Origin of the sequence: Aquamicrobium segne (genome assembly GCF_042656785.1) — a bacterium.
GTDB lineage: Bacteria > Pseudomonadota > Alphaproteobacteria > Rhizobiales > Rhizobiaceae > Mesorhizobium > Mesorhizobium segne.
In genome coordinates this window covers 232843-257521 of the sequence record NZ_JBHSLL010000012.1, presented here as the reverse complement: position 1 = coordinate 257521, position 24679 = coordinate 232843, and the positions used below count along the sequence as shown (strand labels likewise).

Sequence of the window (24679 nt, the reverse complement as noted above, 5' to 3'; positions counted from 1 at the left end):
CTAAATCAGCTGTTGATGCGTGAAAAATCCGCTACCTCGCCGGTGGCCATACGAATACGCGACAAGAGAGCCAGACGGTTGGCGCGAACTGCCATGTCCTCATCATTGACAAGCACCTGCTCAAAAAATGAATCAACCGGCTCGCGCAAGCGGCTCAATGCGCGCATGGCAGCGGGAAAATCTTCTTTTTCAATGGCGTGGCGCGTCTCTTTCTCAATCTGATTCAGCGCATTCAACAAGGCTTTTTCTGCATCATCGCGCAAAAGAGCCGTGTCCACAGCATCCGAAATTGCCGTGCCCTTCTTTTCCTCCGCCGCCAGAATATTGACAGCACGTTTGGCGCCTGCCAGCAGGTTTTGACCATCTTCGCTATCGAGAAAAACGCCCAGCGCCTCAACCCGGCGCAGAATGGCCAGCAGATCATCAGCTTGCGGTGTAATGATCGATTCAATCAGATCATGACGCACCCCCTTGTCCTTCAAATAAACCTTCAGGCGGTCATGGAAGAAGGACAACAGGTCTGAAGAAGCCCATTTGGCCAGCGAAAGCGCAATCTGGTTTTCAACAATGATGCGGATGACGCCCAATGCCGCACGGCGCAGCGCAAAGGGGTCTTTGGAGCCGGTCGGCTTTTCATCAATAGCCCAGAAACCCGCCAGAGTGTCGAGCTTGTCGGCCAGCGCCACAGCAATCGAAACCGGGTCAACCGGCACCCGGTCTGTTGGCCCCTGTGGCTTGTAATGCTCTTCAATTGCGGCCGCAACGGCAGGCTCTTCGCCCTGCAACAGCGCATATTTGTGGCCCATTGCGCCTTGCAGTTCAGGAAATTCTCCCACCACTTCGGTCTGAAGGTCCGCCTTGGCCAACAGGGCCGCGCGCGCCGCCCATTCAGGATCGGCCTTGACCAGCGAGGCAATCTCGCGCGCCAGCTTTACGATGCGCTCCACCCGCGCCCCTTGTGTACCAAGTTTGGCATGGAAGGTGACATTCAGATAATCCAGACGCGCCATACGCTGATCAAGCGGCTTTTTCAGTTCCAGCCCCAATCTTTGCGCAGACGCTTCCAGCAAGGCAAGATCAGGCACATCGGCCTGATCGGTTTTCCAGAAATGCACGGCATCGGAAAGACGGGCGCGCACCACCTTGCCATTGCCAAGGGAAATTTCCCTGCCGCCGTCTTTTGCCTCAATATTGGAAACCAGCACAAAATGATTGGCCAGCGCTTTTACCTGCCCTTGCGGGCGGGCAACAAAGCATTTTTGGTTGGCGCGAATGGTCAGACGGATAATTTCTGGTGGAATTTCCAGAAACTCCTCTTCAAATTCCCCCAGCAGCACCACCGGCCATTCGACAAGACCGGCAACCTCCTCTAGCAGGCCCTCATCTTCGATCAGATCAAGGCTATTGGCAAAAGCCAGGTTTTTGGCATCCGTCAAAATAATCTGTTTGCGCCGGTCCGCATCAAGAACAACCCTTGCGGCCTCAAGCGAGGCGACATAATCTTCAAAGCGCTTGACGGTGATGGGTTGCGGCGCATGGAAACGGTGCCCATAGGTCACATTGCCGGAGCGTATGCCTTCAACCTCAAAATCCACCACTTCCGGTTCCGCCGTTTCCGGCCCGAATGTGCACAGGATCGACTGCAAGGGCCGCACCCAGTGCAGCGCCTCACCGCCACGCCCGTCAACGCCACCATAGCTCCTGCCTCTGGGGCCGGAAGCCGCACCCCAGCGCATTGATTTCGGCCATGGGAAGGACCGGATAATGCCCGGCATCAGGTCCGCAATAATATCTTCTGCGGCCCGGCCCGGCTTGACGATATGGGCGACATAAAAATCACCCTTTTTCGGGTCGCTATGGATATGCGCCTCTTCCACCGAGGCAAGTCCTGCCGAGCGCAAAAAGCCCTGAATGGCGGCGTCTGGTGCTTTTACAGAAGGCCCTTTGCGTTCTTCGCGCACATCACGCGAGCGGGCGCTCAACCCACGTATATCCAGCGCCAGCCGCCGCGGTGTCCAGTAGCTGCGCGCCGCCTCATAGGTCAGGCCAGCCTCAACCAGCCCGTCTGTGACCAGCTTTTTCAAGCTCTCGGCAGCTTTGCGCTGCATGGAGGCCGGGATTTCTTCACAACGAAGTTCAAGCAGAAGATCAGGCATCATGCAGTCTCCTGCGCAGGCTGGAAGCCGCCGGCTTCTGTTTGAAGAAAGGCTTCCCCACAAGCTTTGGCAAGGTCGCGCACGCGCAAAATATAGCTCTGGCGCTCGGTCACGGAAATGACCCCGCGCGCATCGAGCAGATTGAAGGCATGGCTGGCCTTGATGCATTGGTCATAGGCTGGAAAGACCATGCGATGCGGCTCATTGGCAGGACGATCGGCACCTGCCGCCAGCAGCGCCAGACATTCCTTTTCCGCATCAATGAAATGCTGATGCAAAATCGCGGTATCGGCATGTTCAAAATTATAACGGGAATATTCCTGCTCGGCCTGCAGGAAAACATCGCCATAGGTGACTTTTTCTTCACCCTCGCGGCCATTGAAATTCAGGTCATAGACATTGTCGACGCCCTGCACATACATAGCCAGCCGCTCAAGCCCATAGGTCAGTTCACCAGCCACCGGCGCACATTCAATGCCGCACACCTGCTGGAAATAGGTAAATTGCGAGACCTCCATGCCATCGCACCAGCATTCCCAGCCAAGCCCCCATGCGCCCAGCGTCGGGCTTTCCCAGTCATCCTCGACAAAGCGGATATCATGCAGCAACGGGTCAATGCCGATGGCGTCGAGCGAGCCCAGATAAAGCGCCTGCAAATCGGGCGGGCTGGGCTTTAAAATCACCTGATACTGGTAATAATGCTGCAGCCGGTTCGGATTTTCACCATAGCGGCCATCCTTGGGGCGGCGCGAGGGCTGCACATAGGCAGCATTCCACGCCTTTGGCCCCAATGCGCGCAATGTTGTGGCCGGGTGAAACGTGCCTGCCCCCACTTCCATGTCATAGGGCTGCAAAACAGCACAGCCGTAATTTGCCCAATAATTGTGAAGGGTCAGGATCAGCCCCTGAAATGAGCGGCTGGGGTGCATATGGGCGGGAAGTTCGGCGTTCACGAGAAAACGACCTCGATCTTGATGCGGCAAGGGAAGATGCTGCCATCCCTAGAGCATTTCTTGTTTCTTTGGAAGAAGACGAAATGCTCCAAGCTCTTGTTTTAGCCGCATTGTGCTTGCGTCAGATGGTACCATCTGTGCTCACAAAATGCTCTGGAACTAAGAAAAGAGCACGGCTTTTCCCGTGCTCTTGGAGCGTCAATCAGCCCTTTGGCTCGGGCTGTTTTGGCTTTGGTACATCCTGCGCTGTTGCCGGCTCGATTGTCGGCAGGCCTTCCTGCAGCTTTTTTTCCACCTGCTCCAGCACATCCGGCTCTGGATCCAGATCGCGGACATAGCTCCACTGGAAGGTCGCTTCCAGTCTGCGGCCTACCCGCCAATAGGCATCGCCCAGATGATCATTGAGAACCGGATCTTCGGGGCGCAGGGAAACAGCCCGCTCAAGCTCGCTGACCGCATCCTCAAAACGGTTGAGCTTGTAATAGGCCCAGCCCAGCGAATCGATAATATAGCCATCGCTGGGGCGCAGTTCTGCGGCGCGCTCGATCATCTCCAGCGCCTCTTCAAGGTTCATGTTCATGTCCACCCAGGAATACCCCAGATAGTTCATGACCTGTGGCTGCTCAGGATTAAGTTCCAGCGCCTTGCGGAAATTGGGTTCAGCCGCGCTCCATTCCTTGAGCCGCTCATGGGCAATGCCGCGCTGGTAAAAAACATTCCAGTCGGCAGGCTCAGGCGTCTTGAGGCGTTTTACAGCGCGATCATAAAGATCGGCAGAAGCACGCCAGTTTTCCTGTGAGCCATAAACACCGCCAAGCGCCAGATAGCCGCGCATTTCATCGGGCTGGGCTTCAACCAGTGCGCTTAGATGTTCAATCGCCTCGTCCTTCCGGTCAAGATCGGCAAGGTTCAACCCAAGCTGCAATTCGGCAACCTGCTTGTATGCAGAAGTGTCGGAAATGCGCTTGTAATAGGAAATGGCGCGCGCACTGTCACGCATCTGTTCAGCCACACCAGCAAGCTGCATCAAGACAATATCGCTATCGGGCCTGAGCGCCAGTGCATATTCCAGATAAAGCCGCACGAAAGGCTCGCCGCCGCCACGATTCAGTGCCGTTGCCAGATTAACGAGGATTTCCGCAGCGCCATCGGCAGGGCCGGCCACCATCGGCGCAATATCCTCACCCGTGGCGATACTGTCACGCAAAGCTTCAATCTCGACGCGCCCGGTCACAAATTCCTCGGAACGCTCAAGCACCGACAGTGCTTCTTCCTGCTTGCCATTGCGGTTTAAAAAGCGGGCATAGGCCTCGGCATTGCGCAGCCAGGTTTCGGGCGCTGCCCCTCCTGCCGAGGTGTTTTCAAGCGTAGCGCGATAGGCTTTGTCGGCCGCCTCTTTCTGCCCCGCAACATCGGCAATCAGCGCGCGATGGTAGGATCTGAACAGATCAAACCATTCCGGCCCCTTCAACCCGGCAATATAGGAAATGGCGTCCTCATCATGGCCAGAGCCCAACTGCGCCCAGCCGGTCATGACCCCGCTGATGAGCCGGTCAAGATCAGCCTGCAAGGACAGTTTCAGCCAATATTCAGCTTTCGGATAATCCTTCTTGCGAAAAGTATCGACCGCCAGCGCCAGACGCGAAAAACGCTCAATATCGGGCACTTCCTTGAGTTTGTCGGCATAGGGCAACGCTTCATCAAAACGCCCCTGGGCAATCAATGTCAGCATCAGGCTTTGCTGCAATGGCACATCATCGGGGGCAAATGCCAGCGCCTGCTTGTAATAGGTGATGGCATTATCAAGGTCATTGTCGCCCTCGGCCACCCGCGCAGCCAGAAAGGCGCCGGAAAAAGAGGTAACCCCGACAGGTTTGGCCGTTTCCCTGGCCATCACGACCGGGCCGCACAGGGCAATTGCCGTTGCCACGGTCAGCCCGGCGAGCCAGCGCCCCGGAAGCCAACGAATAGGTTGATGCGGCATCATGATCCTTTCAGCCGGGAACCTTTAAAACGCTCTGACAGAACCCGTCTTGTTTTATCCTATAGGCGAAGAGGATGGCCTTTTTAGGATCATGCTTCAATCCACATCCCGGTCTATCCATCGCCAAGCCTGCCATATTTGACCACAGAGCTTATTTTTTCCTCAACAGGAAAACGATAAACAGGAATGGAAAAAATCAGACCACCCGGCTGATGCAGAAATCGATGACATCAATCAATGCCGCTTTTTGTGGTGTGGCAGGCAGCGGCGCCAGTGCATCGCGCGCAATCTCACCAAAATGGCGGGCACGGCCAATTGTATCGGAAATGGCTGAATGGCGAGCCAGAAGGCCAATCCCCTTTTCAAGGGCGCCATCATCGGTTTCATTGTCCTCGATGGCCTTTTTCCAGAAGGCGCGCTCTTCATCAGTGCCACGGCGGTAGGCAAGAATCACCGGCAGCGTAACCTTGCCTTCGCGAAAATCATCACCGACATTCTTGCCCAGATCACTGCTTGACCCGCTATAATCCAGCGCATCGTCAATCAACTGGAAGGCAAGACCCAGATTCATGCCATAAGAGCGCAAGGCGGCACGGTCGGTTCCAGAGGCATTGGCAACAATCGGCCCGACTTCAGCCGCTGCCGAAAACAGCGCTGCCGTTTTGGCCTTGATGACGGCAAAATGCTCGTCTTCCGTGGTCTCCAGATTTTTGGCAGCCGCCAATTGCATGACTTCGCCCTCGGCAATGATGGCAGCCGCACTTGATAAAACATCCAGCGCCTCCAGCGAGCCGACTTCAACCATCATGCGAAACGCCTGTCCAAGCAGAAAATCACCGACCAGAACGCTGGCCTGATTGCCCCAGATCATGCGCGCCGTTTTCCGGCCGCGCCGCATGCCGCTTTCATCGACGACATCATCATGCAGCAAGGTTGCGGTATGCATGAACTCGACAGCGGTGGCGAGTTTGACATGGCCATCACCCTCATAGCCAAACATTTGCGCTGCTGCGAGCGTCAGCATCGGACGCAAACGCTTGCCGCCAGAAGAGATCAGATGGTTGGCGACCTCGGGAATCATCGCGACATCCGAACCGGCCTTTGACAGGATCAACTCATTGACCCGCCCCATATCGGCAGTTGTGAGCAAAACCAGTTCCTGAATGGAAGCGACTTTACGCTTGCCGTCTTCGAGATTGACCACAATACCCAACAAACAACTCCTGACTTCCGGCCCGTAACCCGGCGGCTGATAGCAGATTTTAGAAAGTTGCACACCCTGCGGCAAGAGGCGATTTGGCGCGGCCAAAGCGCTCTTTCTCATCATAATTTATGATAAATGGCAAAACACGCTGGAAAAGCCGTGCATGCAAACTATACCGATCACAGACAGGCAAGATCAACGGTAGTGACTAAAACATGTCTCGTTCCATCACATTGCGCAGCCGCGCTCTGTTTTCACGACTGGCAAAATCCCTGTCCACCATAGGCCTGTTAACAGGAACGCTGTTTTTTGCCGCCTCCTTCACGCCCTCACTCATTCCGCGCACATGGCTTTTGCAAGGTGCACTGGCAGGCCTTGCCTTTGGCTGCGGCTATCTGACGGGCGTGCTCAGCGTCTGGCTGTGGAGCTATCTGGAACTGCCAGCACTCAAGGGCAAGGCATCACGGCGCGTCAAGCAGTTTGCTGCCCTCATTTGCACCGCCATTGCCCTGATCTTTTTATGGCAGGCGGCTGAATGGCAAAATTCCATCCGCATATTGGTCGGGATGGAGCCGGAAAACAGCGTCTATCCGTTCCGGGTCGGGCTGATCGCCATTCTCACCTTCGCCATATTGCTTGGCGTCAGCCGGTTGTTTCGCCTCACGCTTGATTTTATCGATGGCCGTTTGCAGGGGTTTTTACCGCGTCGCATTGCTGCGGTTTCAGGTGTAACAGTTGCCACCATCATTTTTTTCAGCCTCGCCAATGGCGTGCTGTTTCGCTATGCGGTCTATGTTGCCGACAGTTCGTTTCGGGCCGCCGATGAACTGATTGAACCCGACACCCCCCAACCGCAAGATCCGCTCAAGACCGGCAGTTCGGCTTCTCTGCTCGATTGGGACAGTATTGGCCGACGCGGCCGTCAATATGTTGCAACCGCCCCCACAAAAGAGCAGATTTCCGCCTTTCTCGGTCGTCAGGCCATGGAGCCTTTGCGTGTCTATGTGGGGTTGCGCTCGGCAAAGACACCAGAGGAGCGGGCACAACTGGCGCTTGAAGAACTCAAACGCATCGGCGCCTTCGAGCGTTCGATTCTCGTTCTCATCACCCCCACCGGCACCGGCTGGATCGATCCACAAGCCATTGATACGCTGGACTATCTCCATGGCGGCGATGTTGCGACTGTCGCCATCCAGTATTCCTATCTGGCAAGCTGGCTGGCGCTGCTGGTCGAGCCTGAATATGGCGGCGAGGTTTCGCGGGCCATGTTTGCCGAAATCTATGGCTACTGGTCCAGCCTGCCCAGGGAAAGCCGGCCAAAACTTTATCTTTATGGCTTGAGCCTTGGTGCGCTCAATTCCCAGCGCTCCAATGAATTGTTTGAAATCCTCGACAACCCCTATCAGGGCGCATTGTGGGTCGGGCCGCCCTATTCCAGCCATTTGTGGCATTCCATCACCCAACGCCGCAATCCCGGCTCGCCGGTGTGGCTGCCGCGCTTTCGCGACGGCTCTTATGTGCGCTTTACCCATCAGGAAAACGCCCTCGACATTCCCGGTGCGCATTGGGGGCCGCTGCGGGTGGTCTATCTGCAATATGCCAGCGATGCAGTGGTGTTTTTTGATCCGCTCTCGGTCTATCGTCAGCCCGAATGGATGAACCAGCCACGCGGCCCTGACGTGTCGCCCCAGATGCGCTGGTATCCGATCGTCAGCTTCCTGCAATTGCTGGTCGACATGATGACTGCAACCACCACGCCAATGGGCCATGGCCATGTTTATGCCCCACAACATTATATAGATGCGTGGATTGCGGTCACGGATGTGCAGGGCTGGTCCCGGTCAGAAATCGATCGGCTGAAAGCGCATTTTGCTGTTTTGATGGAAGAGCCATGATTGAACTTGTGCGCACCAATGATGCCGTCATCATCTCATTCGTTGAAGCCTTGATGCGTGACGCCAATATTGCCTGCATGGTCGCCGACCAGAATATGAGCGTCATGGATGGTTCACTTGGCATTTTGCCACGTCGCATCCTTGTAGAGGCCAAACAGGTCGAAACAGCGCGCAAGATCTTGACCGATGCGGGTATCGCCAGCGAGATTTTTGCGAAATAATGGCCAGCACCATTTCTCAGGAGCAAACACTGGACGCCTTTCACCGCGGGCGTTTCTTTCTGGTCCAGCCCGCCAAAGGCGGCCATCGGGCAGGCATGGACGCCATGATGCTGGCTGCCAGCCTGCCTTCCGGTTTTAGCGGAAAACTGGCTGACTTTGGTGCAGGTGCAGGGGCTGCCGGGCTTGCGGTCCTGTCACGCTGTGCACAGGCCAGTGCACTTTTGGTCGAGCGCTCTCCTGAAATGGCAGAATTTGCCCGCGCCACCCTTGCCCATCCCGGCAATGCACATTTTGGCGCCCGCGCGCAGGTTCTGGAAGCCGATGTCAGTTTAAGCGGTAAAGCACGCCACGAATCTGGCCTTGCCGACAATCATTTTGACCATGTGATCATGAACCCGCCCTTCAATGCGCAGAAAGACCGGGCAACGCCGGATGAATTAAAACGGCAGGCGCATGTGATGGATGATGATCTGTTTGAAAGCTGGCTGCGCAGTGCGGCTGCCGTCACCCGCCCGGGCGGTGGCCTTTCCATCATTGCCCGCCCGCAATCGCTGCGCACCATTTTGAATGCAGCAGACAAGCGCTTCGGCACCATGGAACTGATTGCCATTCACCCGCGCCCTGACACAGCCGCAATCCGCATCATCTTGCGGGGTTTACGCGGCGCGCGCGGCAGACTGACAATCCGCCCACCGCTGATCCTGCACGACAAGGACAGCCACCATTTAAGCACACAGGCCGACCATATCTGCAATGGAAGCGCCTCACTTTTTGGTGATTAAATACTTGCCTTGGCAACCCCATCACCTACATGTCGCGCAGATGACCCGGAGTCTCAAGAATTTGAAAAAGCTCATCAATCGCCTTCTCCCCAAAGCCTGGCGTTCCAACAGTGTCACCATTCCGGTCATTCGCCTGCATGGAACCATCATGGCAGGCGGCTCCCCGATGCGCCCTGCCCTGTCACTGGCTTCCACCGCCGGATTGATAGAAAAAGCCTTTGCCCTTGACGCACCCGCCATTGCCATTTCCATCAATTCACCGGGCGGATCGCCGGTACAGTCACGACTGATCTACAAGCGCATTCGCGACCTTGCTGTTGAGAAAAACCGAAAAGTTCTGGTGTTTGTGGAAGATGTTGCAGCCTCGGGCGGCTATATGATTGCGCTGGCAGGCGACGAAATCATTGCCGATCCTTCCTCCATTGTCGGCTCGATTGGCGTGGTTTCAGCCTCTTTCGGTTTTCCGGAATTGCTGAAGAAAATCGGCGTTGAGCGCCGTGTCCATACGGCAGGCCAAAACAAGTCTGTGCTTGATCCATTCAAGGCGGAAAAGCCGGAAGATGTCGAGCGGCTGAAAAGCCTGCAACTTGAAATCCACGACACATTCATCGACATGGTCAAAGAGCGGCGCGGTGCGCGGCTTAAAGATGATCCAGACCTGTTTACCGGCCTGTTCTGGACCGGCAAGACGGGTGTGGAACTGGGCCTTGTCGACAGGCTTGGCGACATGCGCACAATCTTGAAAGAGCGCTATGGCGCCAAGACCCGGATGAAGCTGATCAGCGCCCCGCGCGGGCTGCTGTCACGGGTCGGACCATTCGGTTCACGCGCCAATGTAACTCCCGACCTGGCTTCTGCCGCTGTTGAATCTATTCTGGATGCGGCACAGGAACGCGCCCTCTGGTCTCGCTTCGGCCTTTAAAAAACCAGATGCAGGCGCTACCATGATACAGATCGGCGGTCTGCCTTCACCTTGCGCGCCGCAGGAGAGTTGAGATGCCACAAATCATCTTCTTCATCACCGTGGGTGTCATCGCCTATATTGGCTACCGCACTTTTATCCGGGAAGCCGAGCGGGTCACAGCCCGCATCCGCCGCACCGAAGAACAGCGGGCAACAGGTGCAAACGGCACGCTGGTCAAAGACCCGAAAACGGGTGAGTATCGCGTCGTTCAGGATTAAGCTGCGTGGACACAGTCGTTACGCTTGTTGAGGCAGCGCCTGCCAAGCTCAATCTTGCTTTGCATGTGGTTGGCCGCCGCTTGGACGGCTATCACAAGTTGGAAACGCTTGTCGTCTTTACCGACTATGGTGACCATCTAAGACTGACGCCTGCACCAGCCGACCATTTTTCCATTCATGGCCCTTATGCCCGCGGCCTGCCGGTTGACGCAAAAAATCTTGTCATTGGCGCCCGCGAGAGCTTGCGGCAGATGAGCAAACAAACCAACCTTTTTCCGGTCGCCATCCGGCTTGAAAAAAACCTGCCGATTGCCTCCGGCATTGGTGGCGGCTCAAGCAATGCGGCAGCCATCTTGCGCGCACTGGCCCGCTACTGGCAGATTGATGATAGCAAGATTATTGCCGCCATTGCGTTACAGCTTGGCGCCGATGTTCCCATGTGTCTTGCCGCCCGCCCCTTGCTGGCACAGGGCATAGGTGAGCGTATCAAACCCGTTTGCGGCTTGCCAAAACTGTTTGTCGTGCTGGTCAATCCGGGTGTGGAAATTTCAACCCCGCAGGTGTTTTCAAATCTGGCCAGCCGCCAGAACCCGCCCTTGCAGACATTGCCCGATCCTGTCGATTTTTCATCCCTGCTGGGCTGGCTTGCCGCCAGCCGCAATGATCTGGAAACAGCCGCGCTGGCCATTGCCCCTGTCATTGCGCAAAGTCTTGCAGCCTTGCGCGCCAATAATGCCAGCTTTGTGCGCATGTCCGGTTCAGGGGCCACCTGTTTTGGGCTTTATGAGAGTGAGACGGCAGCCAAGATTGCTGCCCAAACCATCCAGCGCGCCCAGCCGGACTGGTTTGTCACCGCCACCTCGACCACGGAGTAAAAATCATGGCTGTGCAACGTTCCTTCATCCCCGTGCGTATCGCAGTGCTGACCGTTTCCGATTCGCGCAGCCTTGATGAAGACCGCTCCGGCCAGACGCTGGTTGAGCGTATTTTGGAAGCCGGTCATCTGCTTGGCGCACGCGACATTGTCACCGATGACAAGGATCTGATCCGCGACAAGGTGCTGGGCTGGTCAAAAGATGAAAATATCGATGTCATCATCACCACCGGCGGCACGGGCTTTACCGGACGCGACGTAACGCCCGATGCGCTGGAGCCGATCTTTGAAAAGCGCATGGATGGCTTTTCGGCCCTCTTCCAGCGTCTTTCCTACGACAAGATCGGCACATCCACGATACAAAGCCGTGCCACGGGCGGTGTCGTCAATGCCACTTTTGTCTTTGTGCTGCCAGGCTCCCCCGGTGCCTGCCGCGATGCCTGGGATGGCATTTTAAAACATCAGCTGGATTACCGGCACATGCCCTGCAATTTCGTGGAAATCATGCCGCGGCTCGACGAGCATCTGCGCCGCAGCAAAAGCTGATCTTTTGGCTCCAGGCTATTACTTGTACGCATAATCTTGTCCAAAAAGTCTGCAACTTTTTGGGATTATGCTTTATGGCTTGCGAAAGCCGGTCGGGGTGCCGTAAAGATAGCCAATGCGGGCAATTGCTTCTGCCAACCCCTCACGCGCAACCGTCATGGTATGGCCATTGGCGTGAATCATGTCTTTTGCATTGCTCATGATGGCGACATGGCCTTTCCAGAAGACCAGATCGCCGCGCTTTAACTTCGCATAATCGGCACCGGGATCAAACATCTCACCAAGCCCTGCGGCCTGCATATCAGAATCACGCAACACATTGTGTCCGCTCATGCGCATGGCAAGCTGCACCAGACCGGAACAATCAATGCCAAAACCCGACATGCCGCCCCACAGATAGGGCGTGCCTAGCAGTGTTTCAGCCACCGCCACATAATCGGGCGCAACTTCATCTATTGGCGTCAGATGGCGGGCAATGACAGCGCTGCCATCCGCCAGCAGCGCATAGTCGGTGCCGCGTGTTTGAGCGGCCCCCACAATTGTGAGCGCAGAGCCAAGCGACAAACACCCCGCACGTGGAAAGCGCAGATCCGGGCCGGGATAGAGGAAGGTGCGCGGCACACAAACAAGGTGGGTCTGTTGCGCATCATCAGACCCAAGCTCGGCTTCACGCACATAGCCGACATAGCAATCACGTTTGGCCTGCACCCAGGCAAAGCCTTCTTTGCGCTCAAAAACCAGCACATCATCGCCAAACAGAAATTGTGTGTTGATGCCCGCATCCTCGCGTGGCGCGCTGCGCACATCGGCTACCGCCACAGAAATCCGCGCTGGCTGGCCGGCAACAAAACGCTGTGCTTCCACCTGACCTTCAAGCCGGATATCGGCAAGATCGGCACGAAAAGCATGAAGACGGGGATCTCGTGACGTCACGGGCGCACACTTTCAGGTTGGAAGATCAAGGGCCTTGCCCACAATAGCATCCCCAAAACGTTCAACATAGAGCGCACCTTCCACCGTGCGCCGGATCAGCACATTGCGCCGGTCCTGTTCATCGCGATGGCGTGACACCAGTTTCATTGCCCCCATCCTGTCCAGCGCACGGGTGATCACCGGCTTGGTGACATTCAGCTTTTGCGCCAGCCCGCGCACCGTATGGGGCGGGGCCTCCAGATAGATGGTAAACAAGATTGCCATCTGGCGCATGGTCAGGTCCGGTGCCTCATCGTGCACTTCATGCAGGCACACTTCCTGCCAGAGCCGCAAGGCCTGTATCGGGCGCATGGTTACAGTCATGCCCCCGATTTAGACGATAATCGTTTCGCTTCCGTTTCAGTTTTGGGAGCCAAAGCGTTTGGCAATCACCTTTTCCAGCGCACGGATGCCTTGCGCCTCTCCTCCTACCGGCCCATGCGGCCGCTCAGCCGGGTTCCAGGCATAAATATCAAAATGCACCCATGCCGGTGTGTTTTCGACAAAGCGCTTCAAAAACAGCGCCGCTGTAATCGAACCGGCAAAACCGTCCGCATTGACATTGTTCAGGTCAGCCACTTTAGAAGCCATTTTTGCATCATAAGGCTGCCAGAGCGGCAAGCGCCATAGCGGGTCTTCAACCGCGACAGAAGCGGCGGCAATATCTGTGGCCAGCCCCTCATCATCGGTATAAAAAGGCGGCAGATCCGGCCCGAGCGCCACGCGCGCCGCCCCCGTCAAGGTGGCCATATCAATCAAAAGCTCCGGCTTTTCCTCATCGGCCAGCGCCAGCGCATCGGCCAGCACCAGACGCCCTTCCGCATCCGTATTGCCGATTTCAACCGTCAGCCCCTTGCGGCTGGGCAAAATGTCACCGGGGCGGAACGCATTGCCGGAAATGGCGTTTTCAACCGCCGGAATGAGCACCCGCAGCCGCACATTCAACCCGCTTGCCATAATGATCGAGGCAAGGCCCAACACATTGGCAGCCCCACCCATATCTTTTTTCATCAGCAACATGCCCGCAGCAGGCTTGATGTCGAGCCCGCCAGTGTCGAAACACACACCCTTGCCGACCAGCGTTATTTTTGGTGCATCAAGCGCCCCCCAGCGCAAATCAATGAGGCGCGGCGCCTGTTCTGCGGCACGGCCAACGGCATGGATCAACGGAAAATTGGCTGACAGAAGATCATCACCTGCTGTCACTGCGACATCCGCGCCATGTTTTTTGGCCATGCTGCGCACGGCCTGTTCCAGCGCATCCGGCCCCATGTCATTGGCGGGTGTATTGGCAAGATCACGGGCCAGAAAAACACCGTCACCAAGCCGCATCAAGCGGCTGGCATCGACCGTTTCAGGCAGAGCCAGCCTGAGCGGGCGACCCGGCTTCTTGCCATAACGGGTAAACACATAGCTGCCCAGAACAATTCCCAGCGCTGCCAGTTCGGGGTCTTTCAATTCGCCTTCCAGCCGCCAGTCCCCTTTGGGCAGAAAACGTGCAAGACTGCCCAGCGCCAGCATCCCGCCGGTTCCGTCGCCAAGGCCAAACAGCGCACCACCGATTTTCCCGCCCTCACCCGGAAAAACCAGAATTTTGCCAGCCTCTCCGGTAAAATCATTGGCTTTTGCCCAATCTTGCGCCACTTGAGGCAAACCGGCATTTTCCAGCCCGTTTTTACGCATCAGGTAAACAGGAAGCGCACCGGCAAGACCGTTTGCGACGAATTCTACAGCCATCATCTGTCTCCAAGGGTTCAATCGGCTCACTTTACCGTTATGTTAGGCTTTCCATGATCCTGATTTTTTCAAAATGCAACGCAAGGCAAGCCAGACAGTGACGGCCTCCATAACAGAATTTTTTCAATCCTACCCCTGGCTGTTGACGCTGGCAGCATTGCTTGGCCTCATGCTGGCGGCCCTGTTCGCCAATTTCGTCGTCAAATCCATCCTGTTGAAAATCCTCGACCGCATCGTCGCCAAAACAGCCTTCGGGCGTGACGAGGAACTGCGCCGTCATGGCCTTGTCGAGCGAATGGCCAATATCGTGCCGGCGCAGGTGATTGCAAGCGGCATCACGCTTGTGCCCGACCTGCCAGCTTCCGTGACGGCAGTCATCACCAATGTCGCCCTTGCCGTCATCGTTCTCATGGTGGCGATGGTCATCAGCGCCGCGCTTAATATTGTCGACACGCTTTATCACCGCCGGTCGGATGCCCGCATCAAGCCCATCAAGGGCTATATTCAGGTGCTCAAGATCGCAGTCTATGTCATTGCCGCCCTTTTGATGATCGCCACCCTGGTTGATCGCTCACCGCTAATCCTGCTTTCAGGGCTTGGGGCCATGGCGGCGGTGCTTATTCTGGTCTTTCAGGATACGCTGTTGTCTCTGGTTGCCGGAATTCAGATTTCCTCCACCGGCATGGTACGGGTCGGCGACTGGATCGAAATGCCGAGCCTGAACGCCAATGGCGATGTCATCGAAATTGCCTTGCATACGGTGCAGGTGCGCAATTTTGACAAGACCATCACCACCATCCCGATCCGCAAACTGGTGACCGATTCCTTCAAGAACTGGCGCGGAATGCAGGAATCAGGCGGACGCCGCATCAAGCGTTCCATCTGCCTCGACCAGAACAGCATCGGCTTTCTTGGCCCGGAAGATTTGCGCAAGCTGGAACGTTTTGGCCTGCTTGAAACCTATCTGACGCAGAAACAGGCAGAAATTTCCCAATGGAACGAGAAGCTGGGACCCCGTGCGCAAATTGCCGCCAACACCCGCCGCATCACCAATATCGGCACGTTTCGCGCTTATGTAGACACTTATCTGCGCAATCATCCGGGCGTGCACAAGGCCATGACGATCATGGTGCGCCAGCTTGAGCCAGGACCGGAAGGGCTGCCGCTTGAAATCTACTGCTTTACCAACACCACGGTCTGGACCTCTTATGAAGGCATTCAGGCCGATATTTTCGACCATCTGTTTGCCATTCTGCCGGAATTCAACTTGCGTGTTTTCCAAAACCCGAGCGGTGCCGATCTCAGCACATGGGCCTTGGGAAACTTACCTGACAAAGTTGCTTTTGCCGGAAATTAACCCGCTGTTATTGTTAATTCCATGCCACTTAATGAATTGATATGATTGGATTAAAAACCAATGAGCACCCGCACCTTGGCGCTAAACTGGGCCATTGTTATCATTGAATAATCCAGCGTGACCCCCGCACCTTTTCCGCCTCTCCATCCAGTCACAGAGCGCCACATCAGGCTTTGTCGGCGGGATGGCTTAATACAAAAATATGCAATTTCCTACTTGCAATGTCGTAAAAAGTGTCGTAGTTTTTTATTCATGAGGACGGCACAGGCCGCCTCGGACCTGAACAAGGAGAAAGACCATGCAATATTTCCTGATCAAAGATGGCGTTGGCGACAAAAGAGATTTCGGCAACCCTGCAACTGCCGCCTCTTATGCGCGCCGCGTTATTCGTGCTCGCAAGGATCAGATCGTCGTCGCCAGAAACGTCAACAACATTGCTGACTGCTACTGGATGAATATCAACGACGAAGAATATTTCCGCGAAATCCTCGGCGCAGAAGGCGTCATTCTGGGCAAAACAGTATCTGCTGCCACTATTTCAGATTACAAGAAAGATCAGAAGTCTGCACGTCAGGCCGAGAACAATGCACGGGCCTTGAAAAATGCCGGCGAAAACGCTCGTCGTGTTAGCCATCCGAAATTCGGCGAAGGCACTGTACTAAAAGAAGGTGATCGCGCTCTTACAGTTCTTTTCGACAAGATGAAAAAGCCTGTCAACATTCTTGCTACGGCTGTTGAGACCACCTGAAAGACAAGGCCTCTCATAGCCATATGGGCGGCCAATGGAAAAGCCCGAGCGCAATAAAGGCGATAACCACATGAACACTGCTGAATTTCAAGCCGTCGCTATTGCGATTCTCGGGACATCAATCGGCTGGCAATCAAAGATTGCCCGCCTGCTGCCTACCCGCGACGGGAAGCATGTAACTGTGCGACAGGTCCAGCGATGGATTGCTGCTGACTTCATTCCTGAATGGGCAGAAAAAGAACTGGCTCAACTTATGGGCGGAACTGAGCGATCCCCATTCCCGCGCGATGAATGGCTGATTGGTGACGCGCTTGGTGCAGATGGCAAGGTGCGCGAATACATCATGCACATGCAGCCACCGCGCTTTATCGCTCGTGTTGTTGAGTGCGATGACGATGGCAATCCGCTGCCAGAGCATGAGCCAGCCGACATTCTGAGCGGCACAGTTTATGCAGCGAACGAAACAACTGTGCTGTGTGAAATGCTGTGGCTGGATGAGCCAAGAGCCGGTGAGATCGTGCAGCTATTGGAAGCTGCGGCAGATGCTTTGGAAGAAATGGCAGACGCCGGATAACCCGACCATATTGCGCAAGAGCGGAAGATGGTCACGATGGCGACCCCTTAACTGCCATCCAAATCGCCCCAATGACACCAGCAGTCAGGATGCCCACAGCCGTGATGAGGCCCTGCCGCTTCACGGTTGAGACACTTTCCCGCCACGCCCGTAAGTGAGCCATGTCTTTTTGCACCTCAATAGGGCTGTCAGCCGGGATGCCAATGCTGGTCAGCGTTTCCTTGACCGCATCCGCCACAATCTTTCGCACTTCAGCTTCATTCATTCCCAGCACCCCTGCCTTGCCCCGAATTGATTATGAGACGCTACGCCCTCGCCAGTTACACGCAGGTCAGAGTCACCCGCCAGTTTTACGGCTCCGGCCGCCGTCACCGGCACGCGCCGCCAGCCGTCACAGACCGAGGCCGGCGCACTCGTCTGGCATCCCGCCAAGAGCGCGACACAGGCGAGCATCATCCATACCTTTGATCTGGTCATCGACCTTGTTCCTTTCGCGCAGCACGTCGATTGATCTGGAAAGAACGGCAGTGCGCTCGGACGCAGCACCGGCCCGGTAGCCATGAACCCACGCAAGGCCAAGAAGCATGAGCGCGACCGCAATGCTCCCAAGCACCCGCCCAAGCGGCGACAGGAGGAAACTCACGCCAGTTCCTCACGTATCTTGCGAATGGAAGCTGCCAGCCTCGGGCCCAGGAACGTCAGGATCAGCAGGCCGACAATCGCAACAGCACCGAATGCCGCAATGTCAGCAAGCTGGCTGTCACGAAACCATGCGATCGCAGCGCCAACGCCACCGAAGCCAGTTGTCAGCCAGCCCCACAGGCCGGTTTCTTTCTTGACCTTGGCCTCAACCGTTTCAGGCACCACAGGCTTTTCGACCGGCACAGGCACCTCAACCTCGATCTTCGGCTGTCCTGCCTCATGTCTGGTTCTTACTGCAGACAGTGCAGCCGTCACCTGCATGACAGATACAGATGCACGCTGTCCGCTGTAAAAGCCTTTACCCTGAGATGTCGGCAGGCTGGCCCATTCACGCGCCAGATTGTTGAGCAAGGTTTCGAGAGACAGCCGACCGGCAAGCCATTTGTCGATACCTCGCCCACCAAGCAGATAGCAGGCCATGCGGTCCTGCATGTCACGGTCAAACAGAGCGGTCGCCGGGATGCTGAGCGCCTGCTGGATGGCGCGCCGCGTGGTGCGCACGATCTGGTAGCGACCGCAGGCGGACGACTTCCATTTGTTTTTGGGATGCGCCAGCATGCGGCCCTGAAGCTCGTCCAACTGTTTGAGCGTCATCTTGACCAGATCGACTGGCCCACCTGTGTAAGCACCGTAAGCCAGCGTCTCGTTATAGCCACGAGCTTTATCAGTTCCTTCCGAAAGGCCGATCAAATCAAGCAGCGGACGATATACGTAATAGCGATCGCCCGCACCGGTTGGCACGTTCGTCATGTCAGTTCCTTTCAGATTATCGGATGGTGTGCTTGATCAGCCTGTGGCCTAATGCAACTTGATAATGGTTGCGTTCTGTCAAAGATGCGCTCACAGCGATTGCGCTAAGTAGAAGTTCACCTTATTCAAGTTTTTCAAAGGCTTTGAGTCATTCCAGAATGTGCAATAATGAAGAAGACATCGACATCGAAATGATCGCGAGAACGATTATTGCAAAATATGGCAAGGAAGCTCTTGAGGTCGCCCGTGAGCTTGAGAAAATAACGAGAGCCCCCGAGCAAGCCCGCGCAGTAACGCTAGAAGTCATGCGTTTAATGAAGAATCTGCATCACTGATTTTCTTGGCGTATTAGAATCATTCTTGACTCTACTATAGCTTGCGATAGCTTTTAGCCTTCAAGCTATAGGGGAGGCGAAGATAGCGAAGGAAATTCAGCAGCCCATCAAACGAAATAAAGCCGAAACCGTTGTGGATACGGCAATAATGAAACTATGGGATGTTCGCGACCTTGTTTCAGAGATCGAGGGTCAAGAATATGTAGTTCTTCATATAGAGCTTGCTATTCTCGGTATCACTCGAAAGTGTAAGTGACCTACCATGATTAAGGACCGGCTCTCTCCAAAGCGCCGGTCCTTTTCTTATGCGGCCCTGACAATCTCATTATCGAAATCATCAAGCGTTTTGACAGAGCTAACTGAACAAATTGAGAGTGAGCTAAACTCCAGATATGTTACAACTGCCAGAAGATAGATTAAATTGCATTTTCTTATAATCAGAAATTTGGAGGGCTTATGGACATCCCGTCAATTTTTCAGCGCGCTTATTACACGGCTCCCATTTTAGTTCAGAATGTACTTTTTTCTGCTTTATGCGCCGCTCAGGATAGAAAACGTTACAGTCACCATTACAAAGAAAAGTTCGATTGGCTTCTTGAGACTGAATGGTGGGACAAAGATCGAATCAAAGCCTACCAGATTCAGAAAACCAATGAGATTATTAAGCACGCAAGCCGAAACGTACCGTTCTATAAAGAGCTTTACGGCCTGCATGGAATATCGTCGCGCCAGATTCAGAACCTGACCGAACTTAAAGATTTTCCTATTATTTCTAAAGAGAATGCACGTGCCTCAATGCAGGAAATGTATGCCTTAACAGCATCACGTAAAACGATCACAACTAGGACCAGCGGCACCACAGGCTCGCCTCTCGTTATTAAACACAGCCCTGATTCTTTAGCTTTTCAGTGGGCACTCTGGTGGAGACACCGACACAGATTTGGATGGCAGCGCGGTGAACGTTTCCTCACTGTTGGGGCGCGGGTACCTGTTCATTCGGCACAGGTGGCCCCACCTTATTGGAGAGAAGATATTCTCGCAAACAGAACATATTTAAGTTCTTATCACTTGGGTGAACGACAGTTACCCGCCATCATTAAGATGCTCACACGAAAAAAATTCCCGTTTATAACTGGGTACCCCAGTTCCATCGCACAAATTGCTGCCTTCATGCTCGACAACAACATTTCTTTGCCGGTAGCACCTCGCCTAGTGAGCACAGGGTCTGACGCATTGGATGCAAACTCCAAACGACTCATCTCAGAAGCATTTAAATGCCACGTGACAGATCAGTATGGTATGGCGGAATTCTGTGGTAACCTGTCTAGCTGTCCACAAGGACATTACCATTTGGATTTCGAATGCTGTCACCTTGAAATTGAGAATGGCAGGATGATTTTTACGGGATTTGCAAATCCAGTGATGCCATTCATCCGCTACGATATCGGCGATGCAGCTAAATCCGACTTAATAACCAAGCCATGTACTTGCGGACGCCATAGTCCTTATATTCTAGGTTTTGATGGTAGGTCAGAAGATTATATCACATTGCGCGATGGTCGAAATATAATGGGGTTAAATCAGGTTCTTGAATACGCTGTTGGCGTTCAAGCTATCCAGATTGTACAGAATGATATAGGTAGTATTGATGTCATGATAGTTCCTGCTCACGACTACAATGAAGCAAGCACCAAAAGTGCATTGAGTTTTGAGTTTGAGAAGCGGCTTGGAGTCAACGCAATTGATATCAACTACCATCTAGTTCCAAGTGTTGAAAAGACTCCCTCTGGAAAAATTAAAGCTGTCATTAATAATATTGAAGCTTAATTTTAAATTAAACTACTTATTAGTATTTTTAATGACAATAGATTCACCTATTAATAGGTTCTGCGTCATTATTAATCCGGAGTATTAACTGGCCTTGCATCGTAAGCATTGTAGACTAGCGCAACTCTCTTGCTGCCATCACATCATCGAAATGACCGGTGACCTGATCGTCAGGTCGCACATCGATAATGAGCGCGCCAAGCACTGCAGCCACATCGTCTGGTGTCAGATCAAAATCAGACCACTCAATTTCAGGCAGATTGCCAGAACCTGCCTGATTGAGAATATCAACAAACTCCTGCTTAGCAGATGTGCGGCAGCCATAGTGAGTGGCAGGCTCACTGCCATCAACTGACAACGCTACAGAGAATGTGTTGCCAGGCAGAACGTCATAATCGAGCGCACAAGAAATGCGATTGGCCTGATCCTGCAATTCGGCAGGTACGATCATGACGATTGAAAGGTTCCAGTCGCTCATGATGCTGCTCCCCAGTAAGTCGCCAATCTGTCCTTCTCACTATCGGACAAATCACGGTCAATGTAGAGGATGCCAGCGATTGTCTGCTCACGCATGATGTTTTCAGGCCCGCTGATTGCGACAGCCTCATCAATGGTCATGGTGCCAGAAGCATTCACATATGCGCGTGTGTATGTGCCAGATGGCAGTGTGATATTGAGCGCATCATCGACGCCATCACTTTCCAGATAGCGGACGCCGCCAACGTCGCGAAAGGCAGGACGTGCAGCTGTGGTGGGCTGAGAGGCATGGTTTCCGGTGAGCGCCTTGATGGTCAGGCTGTCAATTTGCAGGTAATCGTCGGGTATCCAGTTGCCAAAAAGATCAATTAAAAATTCAATATTATTGACAGCACTGACAACTATTCCAGATATTTGACCGGACGAAAAATCATAACTCAAATTATTTGCTGCTCCGGTATTTGCTAGTCTAACAAATGTTAACTTATCTATTGAGCCAGACAGTTGACCGTGAACTTGGTAATATTTTCCTGAAATAAGTCCTAAGTTAAATTGGAATCTAGGAAACCCACCCACCGAAGTACCTGTGTTTAGCATACGCTTTGTAGCTTGATCATATGAGCCAACCGTTCCTGCGTAATTGGCTATCGAAGGCACAGGATTGGTCCATAGTTCCGGCTGCCTCTCCAACTCTTGCTCAATCGTCCTGCCGCCCCACAATCGCTGATCCAGCACCATCCCGACTGGCTGGCCGGAAGATGCCACTGGAACAGTGCCTTGAGCGTCTTGGAACAGGGTAGTCTGGTCACTCAAATCTATCAGGCAGCCCTGCGCACCGCTGGTGAACAGAACAGGTGGTGTCCAGACAGGCCACTGTCCGAGTGCCTGATAGCGAAGCGCGTCCTCAAGTGACCAGATGCCCGGCGCTCCTAAAACAGATGGCTCCTGAAACGCAACCGAGCCTGAAAACTGCGCAAGAGATCGCATTACGAAATCTCCTCAAAGCTCGCAGTAGCGTGAAGGTCGGCACCAGAGCCGGTAATCTTGTCACCTTCCTCCAGATTGAATTTATCAAGAGGAACGCTTAGAGAGCCACCTGCTGGAACGATCAGATCACTCACCAGCGCTGCCGTGTGTGCTGGATCATCGTTGACCAGCGAAAGTGTGAGCGGCATCGCAAGCACAGTTGGATTGGCCACGATCAACCCGCCCAGCCGTAGCACTTTTCCAGAAGCCGAATCATTGACAATAATATCAGTTGCCGAAGCGCCAAGCGTGACCGTAACTACCCGGCCAGTGATGGTTTCGGCTTCAATAATATTAGGCGCTGCCATTTCAACCTCCAAAAATCATGGCAAGCGCGATAGCCTTGCCAGGTGTTGCCGCCCCGACCTGATCGGCGGTCACGGCATGCGGGTTGTCTGTGTTTGAGGTGTGAGATGTGAGAGCGCTGACATCGGCTTTATCAGCCAGTGCGAGAGCAACTGCACTAGTGTCAGCCTTGTCACCAAGAGCAAGCGCCAGTGCGGATGGATCAACCGGCCCAAAGCCCGCATCTTTCAGCTTGCCTGAGCCGCCGTCAAAGACAGCCACGTTTCCATCATCTGCGCTTTCAGGTGCTTCCGTCGCGCCGACCTGCGCAGCCGTCACGGCATGCGGGTTGTTATGGTCATTCTTATGCGTGGTAAGCAGACCTGCTGTGACCGTGTCGGCGGGGCCTGTCAGATAGGCCGGATCGCTCCAGTCGCCAACTCCGCCATCCCCCATCGTGAAAACAGCAGCGCGCCCCTCACCCGCATCAGAAACGAGAACCACAAAGCCCGCCGCTTCATTGTCATAGGCGTCTCGATCAGCCAGTGCATCGACCTGCACATCCCATGGCCTTACGCCGCCCGAACCGAGCGCTTTCACATAGCGACGGCCCAAATTATCGTGCAGAACTGTATCACCATCGTCAGGCGAGCCATTTGAAAGTTCGAGGCGATAGGTTGCGTCTTTTGACCTGACATAAAGAAATCGTGTCTCTTCAAAGTCATTGTTGCGAACGTCCTGCACCACATCGACATGCGTTGAGACCTGATCTTTTATGTAGGCCCGAACTTCAGCAGACACCCAGTCTGCCTCGGACTTGAAGGCTGTGGATGGTTTGATAATTGGCATTTTATTCGCTCGGGGTTAGACGTTTGATGTTGTAATCAAGCTGCGCTGTTCTTGTGGTAGACGAGCTATTAGAAAAAATACGATCAATTACAAATCTGATGTCGTGAGGCGAAGCATCAGGAACTTCGATATAGTAAAATGCAGACGAGGTGTCCGCAGGTGAAGAGTTGTGCGTAACAGAGAGAATCTGCACGCGGGGTTCGCTTTCATTATCCAAATAGATATTCAGCCTAAAGGTTCTAGTGCCACTGCCAGACGCTACGAGTCTTGCTGAGACTATTTCCACAAGCCAGAAATCGCCCGGGTTGCCAGTCAGCCCATTGGCAGCAGCCAATTCGTAAGTTGATTGGTCAGGAAAATTTACTGTGCCGGTATCACCACCTCGAAGAAAAAACTTGAGTGGCGACGCATCAACCGACGGCACCCACTGACCAGACCGCCATGTATAAAGCTGCTCGCTGTCCCGGCGATAAATCGTGTCGCCTTCAGTCGGAGGCAGAAAGGTCCATACCGAACCTGCCCACCGCGCCACATCATTGACATGGCCGATGAAATCGCCTGTCGGAGCCGTCCCGACAATGTAGCTCGTGCCAATGGTCGGCTCGGTTGCAGGCGGGTCGTTTCGGACATCCTCAACCTTGATGATCGCAAACGGGTCATCCAGCTTGGTCACTGGAATTGACCTGTCTGCAATAGCCCCAATGGGCAGCCCGGAAATCCAGTTTCCAGAACTGTCATAGTGATAGAGGCCGTCCTCATCCTCGACATAGACGATCATGCCAACGAAAGGCTGCCTGAATACCCAGCCACGCGCCGTGTAGGTTGCAACCGTCTTGGCCTGCCCTGACCAGTCATCACCGGATGGTGCTTGTGGAACGATATAAGTATCACCAAAGGTCGGCGTTGCTGGCTGTGCGCTAATCGTTGCGCTGATCGCCGCATCGCGAACAATCACTTCACCTGAGCGGATATAGCGCCGCCCGGATACAACAATGCAGGTAATCCCGCCGTCGTCTGCTGTGGTCGTGTCGGCCTCATCAAAAGCATAAAAGGTCAGGTCACCACCCGGTCCAGCTACTGCAATTGCTGCATAAGGCTGGATCGAGAAATCCTCGCCGGACAGGTCAGGTGTGTCGAACACACCAATCATCGCCTCTGCCAACTTTGATCGGACGGTAGCCGCGGGCCAGTTGGAGTTGAGCGGAAACGCCGCTTCGAGCGCAGTCGTCATGGACAAGCACCT

27 protein-coding genes are annotated in these 24679 nt (G+C 54.4%); 12 read left to right on the top strand and 15 right to left on the bottom strand.

The window, feature by feature from the left end:
- Positions 1-5 precede the first annotated feature (5 nt).
- From glyS to ACFPLB_RS04495, 4 genes are all read right to left on the bottom strand, one after another.
- Positions 6-2156 (bottom strand): glycine--tRNA ligase subunit beta, encoded by a 2151-nt coding sequence (gene glyS, locus ACFPLB_RS04510; RefSeq protein ID WP_378228386.1) that lies wholly within the window; start codon positions 2154-2156, stop codon positions 6-8.
- Entirely contained in the window at positions 2156-3085 is a 930-nt protein-coding gene (locus ACFPLB_RS04505) for a glycine--tRNA ligase subunit alpha (RefSeq protein WP_378228385.1), read from the bottom strand. The genes glyS and ACFPLB_RS04505 overlap by 1 nt, the downstream gene beginning before the upstream one ends.
- Before the next feature lie 226 nt (positions 3086-3311).
- Complete coding sequence (locus ACFPLB_RS04500) at positions 3312-5096, bottom strand: tetratricopeptide repeat protein (RefSeq protein WP_378228126.1); 1785 nt, start codon at positions 5094-5096, stop codon at positions 3312-3314.
- Positions 5097-5289: 193 nt separating this feature from the next.
- Positions 5290-6306, bottom strand: a complete 1017-nt coding sequence (locus ACFPLB_RS04495) for a polyprenyl synthetase family protein (protein ID WP_378228124.1) — start codon at positions 6304-6306, stop codon at positions 5290-5292.
- Between the two features lie 206 nt (positions 6307-6512).
- On the opposite strand from ACFPLB_RS04495, the gene ACFPLB_RS04490 reads away from it, so the two are divergent.
- The 7 genes from ACFPLB_RS04490 to moaB all read left to right on the top strand — a co-directional run bounded on the left by ACFPLB_RS04490 (position 6513) and on the right by moaB (position 11797).
- Positions 6513-8192 carry an alpha/beta hydrolase gene (locus ACFPLB_RS04490; RefSeq protein ID WP_378228123.1) on the top strand — a complete coding sequence of 560 codons (1680 nt, stop codon included), beginning with the start codon at positions 6513-6515 and terminating at the stop codon, positions 8190-8192.
- Positions 8189-8413 carry a putative signal transducing protein gene (locus ACFPLB_RS04485; protein ID WP_378228122.1) on the top strand — a complete coding sequence of 75 codons (225 nt, stop codon included), beginning with the start codon at positions 8189-8191 and terminating at the stop codon, positions 8411-8413. Before ACFPLB_RS04490 ends, ACFPLB_RS04485 begins: the two co-directional genes overlap by 4 nt.
- Positions 8413-9195 carry a tRNA1(Val) (adenine(37)-N6)-methyltransferase gene (locus ACFPLB_RS04480; protein WP_378228120.1) on the top strand — a complete coding sequence of 261 codons (783 nt, stop codon included), beginning with the start codon at positions 8413-8415 and terminating at the stop codon, positions 9193-9195. The genes ACFPLB_RS04485 and ACFPLB_RS04480 overlap by 1 nt, the downstream gene beginning before the upstream one ends.
- Positions 9196-9256: 61 nt before the next feature.
- Entirely contained in the window at positions 9257-10117 is an 861-nt protein-coding gene (locus ACFPLB_RS04475; RefSeq protein WP_378228118.1) for a S49 family peptidase, read from the top strand.
- A gap of 74 nt (positions 10118-10191) precedes the next feature.
- Positions 10192-10377: a hypothetical protein gene (locus ACFPLB_RS04470; protein ID WP_378228117.1), complete on the top strand. Its 186-nt coding sequence runs from the start codon at positions 10192-10194 to the stop codon at positions 10375-10377.
- A 5-nt stretch (positions 10378-10382) separates the two neighbouring features.
- Positions 10383-11252 carry a 4-(cytidine 5'-diphospho)-2-C-methyl-D-erythritol kinase gene (locus ACFPLB_RS04465; protein ID WP_378228115.1) on the top strand — a complete coding sequence of 290 codons (870 nt, stop codon included), beginning with the start codon at positions 10383-10385 and terminating at the stop codon, positions 11250-11252.
- Between the two features lie 5 nt (positions 11253-11257).
- Positions 11258-11797, top strand: coding sequence for a molybdenum cofactor biosynthesis protein B (gene moaB, locus ACFPLB_RS04460; protein ID WP_378228113.1), 540 nt, complete (start codon positions 11258-11260; stop codon positions 11795-11797).
- A gap of 72 nt (positions 11798-11869) precedes the next feature.
- On the opposite strand, the gene ACFPLB_RS04455 is transcribed toward moaB, so the two are convergent.
- The 3 genes from ACFPLB_RS04455 to ACFPLB_RS04445 are packed head-to-tail and all read right to left on the bottom strand — an operon-like array spanning position 11870 to position 14506.
- Positions 11870-12730, bottom strand: coding sequence for a C40 family peptidase (locus ACFPLB_RS04455; protein WP_378228111.1), 861 nt, complete (start codon positions 12728-12730; stop codon positions 11870-11872).
- Between the two features lie 12 nt (positions 12731-12742).
- A complete protein-coding gene (locus ACFPLB_RS04450) occupies positions 12743-13093 on the bottom strand; it encodes a MarR family transcriptional regulator (protein WP_378228110.1) in 351 nt (116 codons plus the stop codon).
- Between the two features lie 36 nt (positions 13094-13129).
- The gene (locus tag ACFPLB_RS04445) at positions 13130-14506 is read right to left on the bottom strand and encodes a leucyl aminopeptidase family protein (protein ID WP_378228384.1); all 1377 of its coding nucleotides are present in this window, start codon (positions 14504-14506) and stop codon (positions 13130-13132) included.
- A gap of 109 nt (positions 14507-14615) precedes the next feature.
- Here ACFPLB_RS04445 and ACFPLB_RS04440 point away from each other — a divergent pair, with 109 nt between their 5' ends.
- The 3 genes from ACFPLB_RS04440 to ACFPLB_RS04430 all read left to right on the top strand — a co-directional run bounded on the left by ACFPLB_RS04440 (position 14616) and on the right by ACFPLB_RS04430 (position 17185).
- Positions 14616-15863 (top strand): mechanosensitive ion channel family protein, encoded by a 1248-nt coding sequence (locus tag ACFPLB_RS04440; RefSeq protein ID WP_378228383.1) that lies wholly within the window; start codon positions 14616-14618, stop codon positions 15861-15863.
- A gap of 298 nt (positions 15864-16161) precedes the next feature.
- Positions 16162-16611, top strand: coding sequence for a hypothetical protein (locus ACFPLB_RS04435; RefSeq protein WP_378228109.1), 450 nt, complete (start codon positions 16162-16164; stop codon positions 16609-16611).
- Between the two features lie 34 nt (positions 16612-16645).
- Positions 16646-17185: a hypothetical protein gene (locus ACFPLB_RS04430; RefSeq protein ID WP_378228108.1), complete on the top strand. Its 540-nt coding sequence runs from the start codon at positions 16646-16648 to the stop codon at positions 17183-17185.
- A 31-nt stretch (positions 17186-17216) separates the two neighbouring features.
- Here ACFPLB_RS04430 and ACFPLB_RS04425 read toward each other — a convergent pair whose 3' ends face one another.
- The 3 genes from ACFPLB_RS04425 to ACFPLB_RS04415 all read right to left on the bottom strand — a co-directional run bounded on the left by ACFPLB_RS04425 (position 17217) and on the right by ACFPLB_RS04415 (position 18637).
- The gene (locus tag ACFPLB_RS04425) at positions 17217-17450 is read right to left on the bottom strand and encodes a hypothetical protein (RefSeq protein ID WP_378228107.1); all 234 of its coding nucleotides are present in this window, start codon (positions 17448-17450) and stop codon (positions 17217-17219) included.
- Positions 17451-17576: 126 nt separating this feature from the next.
- Positions 17577-17828 carry a hypothetical protein gene (locus ACFPLB_RS04420; RefSeq protein WP_378228106.1) on the bottom strand — a complete coding sequence of 84 codons (252 nt, stop codon included), beginning with the start codon at positions 17826-17828 and terminating at the stop codon, positions 17577-17579.
- Positions 17825-18637 (bottom strand): hypothetical protein, encoded by an 813-nt coding sequence (locus tag ACFPLB_RS04415; protein WP_378228105.1) that lies wholly within the window; start codon positions 18635-18637, stop codon positions 17825-17827. Before ACFPLB_RS04415 ends, ACFPLB_RS04420 begins: the two co-directional genes overlap by 4 nt.
- 68 nt (positions 18638-18705) lie before the next feature.
- On the opposite strand from ACFPLB_RS04415, the gene ACFPLB_RS04410 reads away from it, so the two are divergent.
- Together ACFPLB_RS04410 and ACFPLB_RS04405 are read left to right on the top strand one after the other, a co-directional pair.
- Positions 18706-18972: a hypothetical protein gene (locus ACFPLB_RS04410; protein ID WP_378228104.1), complete on the top strand. Its 267-nt coding sequence runs from the start codon at positions 18706-18708 to the stop codon at positions 18970-18972.
- Positions 18973-19428: 456 nt separating this feature from the next.
- Positions 19429-20799 (top strand): phenylacetate--CoA ligase family protein, encoded by a 1371-nt coding sequence (locus ACFPLB_RS04405; RefSeq protein WP_378228103.1) that lies wholly within the window; start codon positions 19429-19431, stop codon positions 20797-20799.
- A gap of 115 nt (positions 20800-20914) precedes the next feature.
- Here ACFPLB_RS04405 and ACFPLB_RS04400 read toward each other — a convergent pair whose 3' ends face one another.
- The 5 genes from ACFPLB_RS04400 to ACFPLB_RS04380 are packed head-to-tail and all read right to left on the bottom strand — an operon-like array spanning position 20915 to position 24667.
- Positions 20915-21277: a hypothetical protein gene (locus tag ACFPLB_RS04400; RefSeq protein WP_378228102.1), complete on the bottom strand. Its 363-nt coding sequence runs from the start codon at positions 21275-21277 to the stop codon at positions 20915-20917.
- Positions 21274-22263 (bottom strand): hypothetical protein, encoded by a 990-nt coding sequence (locus tag ACFPLB_RS04395; protein ID WP_378228101.1) that lies wholly within the window; start codon positions 22261-22263, stop codon positions 21274-21276. The genes ACFPLB_RS04400 and ACFPLB_RS04395 overlap by 4 nt, the downstream gene beginning before the upstream one ends.
- Positions 22263-22610: a hypothetical protein gene (locus ACFPLB_RS04390; protein ID WP_378228100.1), complete on the bottom strand. Its 348-nt coding sequence runs from the start codon at positions 22608-22610 to the stop codon at positions 22263-22265. Before ACFPLB_RS04390 ends, ACFPLB_RS04395 begins: the two co-directional genes overlap by 1 nt.
- A gap of 1 nt (position 22611) precedes the next feature.
- Positions 22612-23436, bottom strand: coding sequence for a hypothetical protein (locus ACFPLB_RS04385; RefSeq protein WP_378228099.1), 825 nt, complete (start codon positions 23434-23436; stop codon positions 22612-22614).
- Between the two features lies 1 nt (position 23437).
- Positions 23438-24667, bottom strand: a complete 1230-nt coding sequence (locus ACFPLB_RS04380; RefSeq protein ID WP_378228098.1) for a DUF2793 domain-containing protein — start codon at positions 24665-24667, stop codon at positions 23438-23440.
- Positions 24668-24679 lie beyond the last annotated feature (12 nt).

Coding starts and splice junctions, on each gene's coding strand:
- ACFPLB_RS04400 (WP_378228102.1), bottom strand. CDS start 21,277: ATGAGCGACTGGAACCTTTCAATCGTCATGATCGTACCTGCCGAATTG.
- ACFPLB_RS04390 (WP_378228100.1), bottom strand. CDS start 22,610: ATGGCAGCGCCTAATATTATTGAAGCCGAAACCATCACTGGCCGGGTA.
- ACFPLB_RS04385 (WP_378228099.1), bottom strand. CDS start 23,436: ATGCCAATTATCAAACCATCCACAGCCTTCAAGTCCGAGGCAGACTGG.
- ACFPLB_RS04405 (WP_378228103.1), top strand. CDS start 19,429: ATGGACATCCCGTCAATTTTTCAGCGCGCTTATTACACGGCTCCCATT.
- ACFPLB_RS04450 (WP_378228110.1), bottom strand. CDS start 13,093: ATGACTGTAACCATGCGCCCGATACAGGCCTTGCGGCTCTGGCAGGAA.
- ACFPLB_RS04445 (WP_378228384.1), bottom strand. CDS start 14,506: ATGGCTGTAGAATTCGTCGCAAACGGTCTTGCCGGTGCGCTTCCTGTT.
- ACFPLB_RS04380 (WP_378228098.1), bottom strand. CDS start 24,667: ATGACGACTGCGCTCGAAGCGGCGTTTCCGCTCAACTCCAACTGGCCC.
- ACFPLB_RS04490 (WP_378228123.1), top strand. CDS start 6,513: ATGTCTCGTTCCATCACATTGCGCAGCCGCGCTCTGTTTTCACGACTG.
- ACFPLB_RS04395 (WP_378228101.1), bottom strand. CDS start 22,263: ATGCGATCTCTTGCGCAGTTTTCAGGCTCGGTTGCGTTTCAGGAGCCA.
- ACFPLB_RS04480 (WP_378228120.1), top strand. CDS start 8,413: ATGGCCAGCACCATTTCTCAGGAGCAAACACTGGACGCCTTTCACCGC.
- ACFPLB_RS04505 (WP_378228385.1), bottom strand. CDS start 3,085: ATGCACCCCAGCCGCTCATTTCAGGGGCTGATCCTGACCCTTCACAAT.
- ACFPLB_RS04485 (WP_378228122.1), top strand. CDS start 8,189: ATGATTGAACTTGTGCGCACCAATGATGCCGTCATCATCTCATTCGTT.
- ACFPLB_RS04435 (WP_378228109.1), top strand. CDS start 16,162: ATGCAATATTTCCTGATCAAAGATGGCGTTGGCGACAAAAGAGATTTC.
- ACFPLB_RS04470 (WP_378228117.1), top strand. CDS start 10,192: ATGCCACAAATCATCTTCTTCATCACCGTGGGTGTCATCGCCTATATT.
- glyS (WP_378228386.1), bottom strand. CDS start 2,156: ATGCCTGATCTTCTGCTTGAACTTCGTTGTGAAGAAATCCCGGCCTCC.
- moaB (WP_378228113.1), top strand. CDS start 11,258: ATGGCTGTGCAACGTTCCTTCATCCCCGTGCGTATCGCAGTGCTGACC.
- ACFPLB_RS04500 (WP_378228126.1), bottom strand. CDS start 5,096: ATGATGCCGCATCAACCTATTCGTTGGCTTCCGGGGCGCTGGCTCGCC.
- ACFPLB_RS04430 (WP_378228108.1), top strand. CDS start 16,646: ATGGAAAAGCCCGAGCGCAATAAAGGCGATAACCACATGAACACTGCT.
- ACFPLB_RS04425 (WP_378228107.1), bottom strand. CDS start 17,450: ATGAATGAAGCTGAAGTGCGAAAGATTGTGGCGGATGCGGTCAAGGAA.
- ACFPLB_RS04415 (WP_378228105.1), bottom strand. CDS start 18,637: ATGACGAACGTGCCAACCGGTGCGGGCGATCGCTATTACGTATATCGT.